Source organism: Macrococcus armenti (genome assembly GCF_020097135.1).
GTDB classification, from domain to species: domain Bacteria; phylum Bacillota; class Bacilli; order Staphylococcales; family Staphylococcaceae; genus Macrococcoides; species Macrococcoides armenti.
The window spans coordinates 298,971-311,525 of record NZ_CP083608.1; the positions used below are offsets into that span (position 1 = coordinate 298,971).

The window sequence follows — 12,555 nt, forward strand, 5'->3', positions numbered from 1 at the left end:
ACCAGCCATGTGCTGGTTTTTTTTGTTTGTTGACTATTATGGCATAATAAAACTGAGGTGAGCATATGAAGATAATGATTGTGGAAGATGACCCGGTTATTCGCGAGCATCTTGCTGAGGCACTTAAAAAATGGCAATACGACGTATACATTGCAAAAAACTTTAATGATATCATTGAAGAATTTAATGATTACAAGCCGCATATAATATTACTTGATATTAATTTGCCTGCTTATAATGGTTATCACTGGTGTCAGGAAATAAGAAAGATTTCTCAAATTCCGATTATTTTTATCAGTAGCAGAAATGATAGTATGGATCATGTGATGGCGATGCAGATGGGAGCAGATGATTATATTGAAAAACCATTTGATATGACCGTTACAATTTCTAAAATCCAGGCAATGTTAAGACGAAGTTATGACTTTGTAGTGGAAGATAGAAGACTTAAAATCAATGGAGCAGAACTTATTTCTGAACAGGCGAAATTGATGTTTAAAGCGGGGGATATTGATTTAACATTGACAGAGCTTCAAATTATGCAATGTTTATTTAAAGCAAATGGAAATTTTGTCAGCCGAAATGCATTAATAGAAGCATGCTGGGAATCAGAACATTTTATTGATGATAATACATTAGCAGTTAATATGACACGGTTACGTAAGAAGTTATCCAAGATCGGATTGAACGATTTTATTGAAACGAAGAAAAATGTCGGATATAGAGTGGTGAAATGATGAATTTTATTAAGAGTAAAATGTCTGAGTTTCTAATCGTAATAATGCTATCATCTATTTTTATTTCTATTATGATGCTATATAATTTGCCGACCGAAGGGATAACGTTAAGTATTGCAATCGTTATATTTCTCGGGATAATATACTTTGGTTATAGTTCTATAATATATAAAAGAGAATGTTCAGTATATGAAGAAAATGAGCGTTTAATAGATGATATACAAATACTGCGTAATGAAAAAATAGCGTATCAAAGTGAAGTGGAGTCATACTTTCTGATGTGGGTACATCAGATGAAGACACCGATAACTGCATCTAAGTTATTACTGGAGTCCCCTGATGAAGAGACAAATTCCAGAATGCGTCATGAGATTCTGCAAATTGACAACTATACGAATCTAGCTTTAAGTTATTTGAAATTAATGAACGAGAAAACAGATATGGTAATTATGGAAACCACTATTGATGATTTGATCACACCCCTCATTAAACGCTACTCGATCCAGTTCATACATAACAATACGAAACTTAACTACGAAAGGGTACATCACCTAGTATTAACAGATGCAAAGTGGGCAAGTGTTATGATAGAACAAATATTAAATAATGCACTTAAATATGCGCGTGGACGTCAAATATGGATTGTTTACGATGAAAAAAATGAAGTGTTGTCAATTAAAGATGACGGCATCGGTATTAATGCATCAGATTTGCCGAAAATTTTCGATAAAGGGTTCTCTGGATATAACGGGAGATTGAATGAAAAATCAAGTGGTATCGGCTTATATATTGTTAAGACCATTGCCCGTAGAATAAATGTTCAAATATCTGTAGAGTCTGTTCTGAATGAAGGGACAACTTTTCATATGAAATTCCCGAACCTTACAAAATTGTAAGGTTTGTTTTTATGATTGTAAGGATAGATAAAGGCTTGAATATTCACGACAAAGTACAATGGGGTTAATAATAAATATAAAGGAGTGAAATTCATGTTATTAGATATAAGGAATGTAAAGAAAGTTTACGGTAAAGGTGCTAATCAGACAGTTGCATTAAAAGATATGAATTTTTCAATTGAAAAAGGTGAATTTGTAGCAATAATGGGAGAATCAGGTTCTGGGAAATCAACATTACTAAATATTATAGCTACCTTTGATACACCAACAGAAGGAATAGTTATGATTGATGGACAGAATGTTGGAATGCTGAAGAACAAGGATGTAGCAAAGTTTAGAAGGGATACACTTGGGTTTGTCTTTCAGGATTTCAACGTGCTGCATACAATGTCTAACAAGGATAATATATTAATGCCACTTGTACTCAGCAATAAGCGACCGGATGAAATGAATAACCGTATTTTACCGCTTGCTCAAAAACTCGGTATTGATACATTGCTGGATAAATATCCGCATCAAATATCAGGTGGGCAGCAACAACGTATTGCAATTGCACGCGCACTTATTTCAAATCCGAGTATATTACTTGCGGATGAACCTACTGGAGCGCTGGATTCAAAAACTTCGAGTGAAATAATGAATTTGTTTCGTGAAATCAATGATGATGAACAAACGATATTAATGGTTACACATTCGAGTATTGATGCAGCTTATGCGAAAAGAGTTGTATTTATAAAAGATGGAATACTTTATCATGAAATTTATCGTGGTAATGAAACGCAAAGTGAGTTTCAGAAACGTATCTCTGATAGTTTAGCCTTATTATCAGAAAGAGGTGAGTAATATGACACTGAATTTAATCTGGAAACTCGTACTCAGAAATTTTATAACGTTGCGAAGTATGATTGTTCCGTTTATTCTTGCATCAAGTGTGATGATAGGATTGGAATATATTATGATTTCATTAATTAATAATGAATATATACAGAAAAGACATGAAAACTTACCATCACTAATAATGTATGCAAATATTCTTGTAGGACTATTAAGTGTCATTTTTATTATTTATGCGAATCGTTTTGTGATGAAACAACGTAAACAGGAATTTGCGCTTCATATGATTTTAGGGCTTGAGAAGAAACATATTCGTCTAATGATTTTACTGGAAATGGTTATTCAAATGCTAATGACAGTATTGATTAGTATTACAGGAGGCTATTTATTCGGTAATATCGTATTTTTAATGCTGAATAAACTCGTAAAAGGATCAGGCATCACTTTGATGAACTACCCATTTGATATAAAGGCAGCATATATTATCGGTTTATTGGTTGCAGGAATATACGTTATTCTTTTTATATTAAATAACATAATGATTACAATGCAGAGTCCTATACAATTAATGCGTACACAAAAGGCGGGAGAGAAGAGGACGCGCAAATGGTTTATCGCTGTATGTTTTATCCTTGGAAGTTTAACAATGGGGTATGGTTATTATCAGGCAGTAACGGTTGAAGGGGTACTATCATCATTTCAGACGATATTTTTTGCTGTTGTAGCAGTACTTATCGGTACGTACTTACTTTTTATATCGCTGACGATAATGGTACTTCAGTTATTAAAGAACAATAACAAAATTTATTATCAACCGAAACATTTCTTCTCAATCTCAGGGTTAATTTCTAGAATGAAGATGAATGCGGTAGGACTTGCAAGTATTACGATGCTTGTTACACTTTTAGTTGTGACGTTAGGAATGACACTTACTGCATATAGAGGAATGGAGAGCCAGGTATCAGGTAAATTGAAACAGGATTATTTAGTTGACTCATTTTATAATACGAGTGCTGAAAAAATAAAAAAAGAAATTAGTAAATATGCTACAGTAGATCGCTTTAGGGTTGCGCAAACAATATTTTTCGCACTCGAAAATGAAGCGGGGAATTTTAGGCCACTACCTGCTGAGCCATCTAAAATAAATCCTAAAACAGTGACATATGCCACCGTCATCACCTTGCATGACCATAATGAAATACATGATGAAAAGTTGAAATTAAAAAATGGAGAAATTATATTAAGTTCTAATACTAAGCGTTTTAAAGGATATAAAAATGTTAACTTAGTAGGCAATAATGTGAAAGTGATCAATGCTGATAAAGATTATATTGGTAACAATCTCGCAATTGATGCATTATATATTATTGTTAAAGATAAATCAGAACTTGAGAAAATACGTTTATATTATAAAGAGATAGACAGGAAAACAAATAAACGTATTCCAACAGAATTATCAACAAGTATTGAATTTAATATTGTTAAAGGTGAAGAAATATTTAAACAAAATATTTCTAAAATCGAAAAGAATATAGGGACAAGAATTGTTACTAAAGAACAAGTTCGAAAATTAGTATATGAACTTAATGGTGGATTAATATTCATAGGTATTGTTGTTTCGATTGTGCTGTTAACTGGAATTTTCTTAGTATTATATTATAAGCAGTTATCAGAAGGCTATGAAGACAAACAGAACTACAATATTGTGAAAAAAGTTGGTTTACCTGACGACTTGATCAAATCAACCATTCATAAACAAATACTATGGATTTTTGGATTGCCGATTATTGTGACGTTAATTCATACTTTATTCGCATCGAAAATTATTTATAATTTACTTGGAATACTTGGTATTCGAGATATTAGTTTATTTATTACAAGCTATATCGGAGTTACAGTAATTATTATGTTTATATATGGAATGATGTACTTAATCACAAGTCATAAATATTATAAGATTATTAATGAATAATACCAGCCATGTGCTGGTATTTTTTATGGGAACATTAATTTTTAACGTGATTTAAAAATCGTGCAACGTTTTATCTTTTATGAAAAAATAACGTGCAGAGATTTAAAGTCATTTCGTCTGCACGTTCCTAAATTGTTATTTAACTGATACTTTTAATACTTCGTATCCAAGCTTTTCTATTGCTTGCTGAACCTCTTCGGGTTCAACGATTGCTGGATCAAATTGCATCTTCGCTTTACTTGCGTTAAATAATACTTTCGGTGCTTCAACACCTTTAATATTCTTCAGCAATCCTTCGATAGATGCTAAGCAAGATGGACAAGTTAATGTTTCGAGTTGTAATGTTAATTGTTTCATAATGATTTCCTCCTAAAATTATTTTTTTGATTTAAATTGAATTAATCTCATTGCGTTTAGTATAACAAGCAGCACACTTACTTCATGAGCGAACATACCTATCGCTAAGTTTACACCGCCCATGATTATACCGATGAGCAGTAAGATTACTGTAATAAGTGCGATTGCGATGTTTTGTTTTAATATGCGCATTGTTTTTCTTGCAAGATTAATTGCATGTGCATATTGTGTCAATGAGTCATTCATCAGAACGAGATCTGCGGTCTCCATAGAGATATCTGTTCCGCCTTTCCCCATAGCCAGTCCTACATCTGCGATTGCAATTGCTGGCGCATCATTGATTCCATCACCGGCCATTGCAACTTTTTTACCTTGCTGCTGCAGTAATTGAATTTGTTTCAATTTATCATCCGGCATCATTTCAGCTTGGTACGTATCCAGACTTAATTGCTGACTTATAGTGTGAGCAGTTCTTGCGTTATCTCCTGTAAGCATGATGATTTCTTTAATTCCGTTATCACGCATTGTTTGAAGTGTTTCTACTGCATCTGAGCGGATCGCGTCAGCAATCGCGATAATGCCAGTAAATGTATTATCGATTGCGATAAATGTAACAGTATTACCTGACGTTTCTAATTGTTTCGCCTGTTGTTCGTATTGTTCTTGTATCGTAATATGATGGGTCTGCATTAGTTTACGATTTCCTATTAATACAGTGTGATCGTGGATTTTACCTTTAATTCCTTGTCCTTTAACTGTTTTTGTTGTAATCATTTCTGATTGGTCGAAAGCTACTCGTGCTTTTACGTATTCCACGACTGCCTTACCAAGATGATGTTCAGACGTCATTTCGATTTGGCCGATGAGTGATAATATTTCTTGTTCTGTAAAGTGTGTCGTGTCAAATTTAACAGAAGTTACTTCTGGACGACCTTTCGTTAACGTACCAGTTTTATCGAAGACAAGAGTGTCTACTTTTGATAATGCATCGATTACTTCTCCACCTTTAATGAGCACACCATTTTTAGCGCCATTACCAATTCCAGCGACATTTGCAACAGGCGCGCCAATAACGAGTGCTCCTGGACATGCGATGACTAGAAATGTAATAGCCAGGTGAAGATCGCGTGTGATAAGCCAGACGATTAATGATAGTATTGCAATACTTGGTGTGTACCATTTTGCAAATCTATTCAGAAACTTCTCTGCTGGTGATCTTGCATCTTGTGCTTCTTCTACGAGTTCTATAATTTTTGCGAACGTCGTGTCTTCATCTACTTTTTCAGTGAATACTTCAATATATCCAGTATCAATAATGGTACTGCTGTAAACTTTGTCATTCTCTTTCTTTGATACTGGGTGTGACTCTCCTGTTATGGATGCTTCAATAATATGAGCCTTTCCTTTAATGATATAACCATCCACTGGCACAGTCCCACCAGAATATACGACGACTGTGTCACCAATATTAATATCGTCAATATCGACTTTTTCAATTTCTCCGTCTCTTAATCGGTTTGCATCTTGTGGTGCCATATCAACAAGTTTGCTAATTGAATTACGTGTAATCTTAAGCGTTCTTGCTTCAAGATAACTTCCGAATAAGAATAGGAATGTTACAACAGCTGATTCAGTATATTCATGAATATATAGCGCTCCGATAACGGCAAGCGTTACAAGTAGTTCAATGGAGAAGACTTTCAGCATAAGTGATTGCCATGCTTTTAATGCGATTGGCATCATGGCGATTAATGTTGCGATAATAAGGAAAGCGTTGCTAAAGCTTTGTACACCTGTCCATTTTAATAATAATCCAGACATAAGAAATATAAATGTAATCAGTGTCAATGTATTTACGTTCTGATAAATCCACTTCTTCATTGTCTCTGCTCCTTTCGTAATATGTGTTGTCCTTTCACATATTATGATAAGGGAGATTCCACTTTAATAAATTGACTTAGATCAATTTATTGAGGTTTTCCTGAAGAATTCGATATGTTTTATGATTAATTTTCTTTATAATCTGTTCTTCTTCTAATTTATTGAAAGTACGATTTAATGTTTCGGGCTGCATACTTAAATAAGACGCAATATGCTTTTTAGTTAAAGATAAGTTCAGCATATTCCCCTCACGATAGTTTTCGATATACATCATTAGTTTAGAACGGCTATCCAGTAATGAAATATTCGTTGTCTGCGTTTCAGATTCTGACAGACGTTTTGCAAATGTTTCGATAAAGGTAATGCTGATGCTAGGATATGTGTGCATTAATTGATATATATCTTCTCGCTGGATAATACAAATTTCAGCATCTTCTATTACTTCAGCGTAAGATGTGTTGTGCAAAGAAGGGTTAAATAATGATATTTCTCCTGTATAATCACCGTGTGAAAGTATTCTGATTAACTGCTCTTCACCGTTTTCATTTAGTTTATAAATTCTGACACGTCCTTTATGCACAACATATAGAGAATCAATTATATCTCCTGCTAAATAAATATGTTCTTTTTTAGCGAAAGTTCGATGCATAATTCGGTTGAAGATAAGTTGCATCGTCTCTTTGTCAAGGTGATTAAATATGGGTACTTTCTGCACACATAATTCATAATTAAGATGACATTTCATAACGAGCCCTCCGATATCTTTTAATCTTATCCTAACATATACCTATAATTGAATTATGATTTATCATTTTATGATTGTCATTTTCTTTTTAATGTGACATACTAATTATTGTATTAGTATAACCTATTGATGAAAATGGTATAACACATTAAAAATAAGAGGTGAATAAATTGATTAAAAAAATTTATGCTTTTGAAGAAGGTAAACAGGATATGAAAGACTTATTAGGTGGTAAAGGTGCGAATCTTTCAGAGATGATGCGTCTTGGTTTACCTGTGCCTAAAGGTTTCACAATCACTACTGAAGCGTGTATTGAATATCTTGAACAAGGTGAAAAGTTAACGGATGATTTATTAAATGAATTAAAAACATATATTAAAGGTTTAGAAGATAAAACGGGTAAAGCATTTTCTTCTAAAGAAAATTTATTGCTGGTCTCTGTACGTAGTGGTGCAAAAATTTCAATGCCTGGTATGATGGATACGATTTTAAACTTAGGTTTAAATGATGAAAATGTTGAAAGTTTAGCACAAGTAACAAACGATGCACGTTTTGCTTATGATTGTTATCGTCGTTTATTACAAATGTTCGGTAGCGTTGTATACAATATACCGATGGAAGATTTTGAAGGTTACTTTGAGTCATATAAGAAAGAAAATGGTTATCAATTTGATGCGGATATCCCTGCTGAAGGTTTAAAAGTAATCGTTAATAAGTATAAAGAAATTTATGTTGAACAAGCATATAAACCATTCCCGCAAGATCCGATTACACAGTTAACTGAAGCGATTGAAGCGGTGTTTAAGTCATGGAATAATGATCGTGCACGTATTTATCGTGATTTAAATGAGATTCCACATGATATCGGTACAGCAGTGAATGTTCAGGAGATGGTTTTCGGTAATAGTGGCGAGCGTTCTGGTACTGGTGTTGCATTTACGCGCAATCCGGCAACTGGTGAGCATAAGTTATACGGAGAATATTTATTGAACGCACAAGGCGAGGACGTTGTAGCAGGTATTCGTACGCCGAAGGAAATTGAAACATTAAATGAGCAGATGCCTGAAGTTTATAAGGCGTTTGTAGATGTGACGAAAAAATTAGAATCACATTATAAAGATATGCAGGATATTGAGTTTACGATTGAAAATGAAAAACTATTCATATTACAGACGCGTAATGGTAAACGAACAGCGAAAGCTGCGATGAAGATTGCATATGACATGGTAGAAGAAGGTGTAGTTTCAAAAGAAGATGCTGTAAAAATGGTTGACGTGAAATCAATCGATCAACTACTTCACCCTGCATTTAAACCAGAAGCATTAGCGCAGGCAGAACTTGTTTCATCGTTAGGGTTACCGGCATCTCCGGGCGCTGCAACAGGTAAGATTGTATTCAGTGCGCTTGATGCAAAAGTACAGGCTGAAACAGGCGAGTCAGTAATTTTAATGCGTCCTGAAACGTCACCTGAAGATATTGAAGGCATGATTGCGAGTCGTGCGATTGTTACGACACATGGCGGTATGACGAGTCATGCTGCAGTAGTTGCACGTGGTATGGGCAAATGTTGTGTTACAGGATGTTCTGATCTTGAAATCAATACGAAAGAAAAGTATGTCAAATATGATGGTAAAAGGTTATCTGAAGGTGATGTCATTTCTGTTGATGGCTCTACGGGTAAAGTATATATTGGTGAAATTGAAACGACAAATGCCGAGCGAAGCGATGAATTTGAAACATTTATGGGATGGGCTGAAGATGTTGCACGCCTTAAAGTACGCATGAATGCTGAGACTGAACAGGATATTCAGGCTGGATATGCATTTCATGCGACAGGTATCGGTCTTGTACGTACTGAGCATATGTTCTTTGGTAAAGAACGATTAATTGAAATGCGTCGTTTTATATTAGCACCATCGCATGAAGAACGTGTCACTGCTTTATCAAACATCGTAAAGTATCAGACAGAAGACTTTGAATCGATATTCCGTTTATCTGGTGAGCGCCCAACGATTATTCGATTACTTGACCCACCGTTACATGAATTTTTACCGAAATCAGCTGAAGAGGTTGATGCCGTTGCGTGTCAGCTAGGAGTAGATAAAGCGCTTCTTGAACGAAGAATTTCAGAATTACATGAATTCAATCCGATGCTTGGACATCGTGGTTGCCGTTTAGCGATTACATATCCTGAACTATATGAGATGCAGACTGAAGCGATTATCGGTGCTGCATTAAAGTTACAGGATGAAGGTATTCATGCAAATGCAGAAATTATGATTCCGCTTGTGTCTACTGTAGAAGAGTTTAAAATATTAAAAGATGTCGTGAAAAAGAAAGCGGATACAATTATGCATGAACAAAACAAGACGATTGCATATAAAATTGGTACAATGATAGAAACACCTCGTGCATGTCTTATTGCTGGAGCGCTTGCGGAACATTGTGAGTTCTTTAGTTTTGGTACAAACGACTTAGCGCAGTTAACTTACGGATTCTCACGTGATGATGCAGGTAAGTTTATTAATGAATATATTAATCGAGACATCCTGGCTGTCGATCCATTCCAGACTTTAGATATTGACGGTATCGGACAGCTCATTAAGATGACGGTTGAGAATGCGAAACAAGTTAATCCTCAAATTAAAATTGGTGTATGTGGAGAGCTTGGTGGAGATCCGAAATCTATTCATTTCTTTAATACACTTGATATTGATTATGTATCATGTTCACCATTCCGAGTTCCAGGAGCAATTCTGGCAACAGCGCAAAGTCAGGTGGAATAATATTAGGAGGCAGTACATTTGAGTAAATATGAGCAAGATGCATTATTGATATACATCGTTTCAGATTCTATCGGTGAGACTGCCGATAGAATGCTGAGTGCGACATTATCGCAATTCCCTAAATTAACATCTGTAACAGTTAAGAAATTCTCGTTTATTAAATCGGTAGAAGAGTTTAAGAATATATTAACACTTGCACATGAAAAACAGGCCATCGTAGTGACGACACTTGTAAATCCTGAATTCAATGCGATTGGTAAAGCGTATGCTGACGAAGTAGGACTATCATACATTGACTTTATGACAGGTTTGATACAAGTGATTGAAAGTCATACTGGAATGGAAGCATGTCATGAAAGTGGTGCACTGCGCAAGATGGACAGTGATTATTTCAGACGCATCGAGGCAATTGAATACTCAGTTAAATACGATGACGGTAAAAACTTTCATAATTTAAGTGAAGCAGATGCATTGATTGTAGGTGTTTCGAGAACGTCAAAAACACCGCTCAGTATGTATTTAGCGAATAAAGGTTATAAAATTGCGAATATCCCACTTGTACCGGAGTCGCCGATACCAGAATCGGTATATCAGGAGAAGAACTTACGTGTTATCGGGCTTACAGCGAGTCCAGAATATATTATGAACATAAGAACAGAGCGCGTGAAGATTTTAGGACTTACAGGACAGGCCGAGTACAATAACTTAAAGCGAATTAAAGAAGAACTGATTTATGCTGAAGAAGTGTTTAATCGTTTAAACGCAACAGTTATTAATACTGAGTATAAATCGATTGAAGAATCGGCGTTCTATATTGAAAAAGTGCTGAATAAAAAATAGAATAAAAATAAAGAAGCACGGCAAAATTATTTGCCGTGCTTTTAACTATTTAAAGCGAGAATATGCTATTATGATAAAGTTGAAAAGGAGGATGTTATGGAAAAACAACAAACTATACAAAAGAGTATCGGATTCTTCCCGGCATTAGCACTCGTAATGGGAACAGTGATTGGTTCGGGCGTATTCTTTAAAGTATCAAATATTACAGAAGTTACAGGAACACCGGGTATGACACTACTTGTATGGCTACTAGGTGGTTTAATTACAATTTGTGCTGGATTAACGGTTGCAGAATTAGCAGCAGCAATTCCAAGAAACGGTGGACTGACAACATATATAGAATATACATACGGTAAGTTTTCAGGATTTTTAGCAGGGTGGGCACAAAGTTTTATTTACTTCCCTGCAATGATTGCGGCCCAGGCGATTGTGTTTTCAGAACAAGTATTAAACTTGCTGCATCTTAAAGATGGTTGGCTTGTACCAGTAGCATTTATCGCTGTTGCATCAATTTATCTAATTAATATTGTAGGTTCTAAGGCTGGTGGTATACTTCAATCGGTTACGTTAGTCGTGAAGCTGATTCCACTCATCGTAATTATTATATTCGGATTAATGAATACAGGGAATGTAGAAGTATCACTTGCGCCAAATACAGGTGACACGGGGATTAATTTCTTTACTGCTATTGGTGCTGGATTACTTGCGACGATGTTTGCTTATGATGGATGGATTCATGTTGGTAATATTGCCGGGGAAATGAAAAATCCTAAGCGTGACCTTCCACTTGCAATCGTGATGGGATTAGGTTTAGTAACGATGATTTACTTATTGATTAATGCGACGTTCCTATACACGTTACCGATTGATGAACTTAAAGGCAACTTAAGTGCTGCAACAGATGCATCACAAATATTGTTAGGTGCAATGGGCGGTAAGTTTGTGACAATTGGTATATTAATTTCGGTGTACGGTGCATTGAACGGTTATACGATGACAGGTATGCGTTTACCATATGCAATGGCAGAGAAAAATGTATTACCGTTTAAAGCTTCGTTTATGAAAGTAACAAGCGCAGGAATTCCGTGGTTCAGTGGACTTGTGCAAGTGATGATTGGTGCGGTTATGATCACGCTAGGTGCATTCGACTCTATAACGAATATGCTTGTATTTGTAATATGGGCATTTTATGTCATGGCGTTTTATGCAGTGTTTGTATTAAGAAAGCGTGAAAAAGCGCTTGAACGACCTTACAAAGTACCGATGTATCCTGTGATACCAGCAATTGCGATGATTGCAGGTGTATTCGTAATGGTGAATACGTTATTCACACAACCCGTATTAGCAATTATCGGAATAATGATAACACTACTTGGAGTGCCGATTTATAAAGCACAAACGAAATAAATGAATACTGTTTTATTTAGACGAGAACAATGATGTTCTCGTCTTTTTTTACGAAAAATTTACATAAAAATTACAGATGCTTAACTCAATATTTTAAAAA

At 35.1% G+C, this 12,555-nt stretch carries 10 protein-coding genes; 7 read left to right on the plus strand and 3 right to left on the minus strand.

Annotated elements, in window-relative coordinates; all coding sequences use genetic code 11:
* Window positions 1–65 precede the first annotated feature (65 nt).
* From LAU42_RS01685 to LAU42_RS01700, 4 genes are all read left to right on the plus strand, one after another.
* On the plus strand, window positions 66–737 hold the full coding sequence (locus LAU42_RS01685) for a response regulator transcription factor (RefSeq protein ID WP_224183982.1): 672 nt from the start codon (window positions 66–68) through the stop codon (window positions 735–737).
* Window positions 734–1,633, plus strand: coding sequence for a sensor histidine kinase (locus tag LAU42_RS01690; protein WP_420908206.1), 900 nt, complete (start codon window positions 734–736; stop codon window positions 1,631–1,633). Before LAU42_RS01685 ends, LAU42_RS01690 begins: the two co-directional genes overlap by 4 nt.
* A gap of 93 nt (window positions 1,634–1,726) precedes the next feature.
* The gene (locus LAU42_RS01695; RefSeq protein ID WP_224183983.1) at window positions 1,727–2,476 is read left to right on the plus strand and encodes an ABC transporter ATP-binding protein; all 750 of its coding nucleotides are present in this window, start codon (window positions 1,727–1,729) and stop codon (window positions 2,474–2,476) included.
* 1 nt (window position 2,477) lies between these two features.
* Window positions 2,478–4,439, plus strand: coding sequence for an ABC transporter permease (locus LAU42_RS01700; protein ID WP_224183984.1), 1,962 nt, complete (start codon window positions 2,478–2,480; stop codon window positions 4,437–4,439).
* 135 nt (window positions 4,440–4,574) lie between these two features.
* Here LAU42_RS01700 and LAU42_RS01705 read toward each other — a convergent pair whose 3' ends face one another.
* From LAU42_RS01705 to LAU42_RS01715, 3 genes are all read right to left on the minus strand, one after another.
* Window positions 4,575–4,796, minus strand: a complete 222-nt coding sequence (locus LAU42_RS01705; RefSeq protein ID WP_041635787.1) for a heavy-metal-associated domain-containing protein — start codon at window positions 4,794–4,796, stop codon at window positions 4,575–4,577.
* Between the two features lie 18 nt (window positions 4,797–4,814).
* Window positions 4,815–6,677, minus strand: coding sequence for a heavy metal translocating P-type ATPase (locus LAU42_RS01710; protein ID WP_224183985.1), 1,863 nt, complete (start codon window positions 6,675–6,677; stop codon window positions 4,815–4,817).
* A gap of 76 nt (window positions 6,678–6,753) precedes the next feature.
* The gene (locus LAU42_RS01715) at window positions 6,754–7,422 is read right to left on the minus strand and encodes a Crp/Fnr family transcriptional regulator (protein WP_224183986.1); all 669 of its coding nucleotides are present in this window, start codon (window positions 7,420–7,422) and stop codon (window positions 6,754–6,756) included.
* A gap of 170 nt (window positions 7,423–7,592) precedes the next feature.
* On the opposite strand from LAU42_RS01715, the gene ppdK reads away from it, so the two are divergent.
* From ppdK to LAU42_RS01730, 3 genes are all read left to right on the plus strand, one after another.
* Entirely contained in the window at window positions 7,593–10,208 is a 2,616-nt protein-coding gene (gene ppdK, locus LAU42_RS01720) for a pyruvate, phosphate dikinase (RefSeq protein WP_224183987.1), read from the plus strand.
* Between the two features lie 18 nt (window positions 10,209–10,226).
* Complete coding sequence (locus LAU42_RS01725; RefSeq protein ID WP_224183988.1) at window positions 10,227–11,048, plus strand: pyruvate, water dikinase regulatory protein; 822 nt, start codon at window positions 10,227–10,229, stop codon at window positions 11,046–11,048.
* A gap of 96 nt (window positions 11,049–11,144) precedes the next feature.
* Window positions 11,145–12,455, plus strand: coding sequence for an APC family permease (locus LAU42_RS01730; RefSeq protein ID WP_224183989.1), 1,311 nt, complete (start codon window positions 11,145–11,147; stop codon window positions 12,453–12,455).
* The last annotated feature ends 100 nt before the right edge of the window (window positions 12,456–12,555 follow it).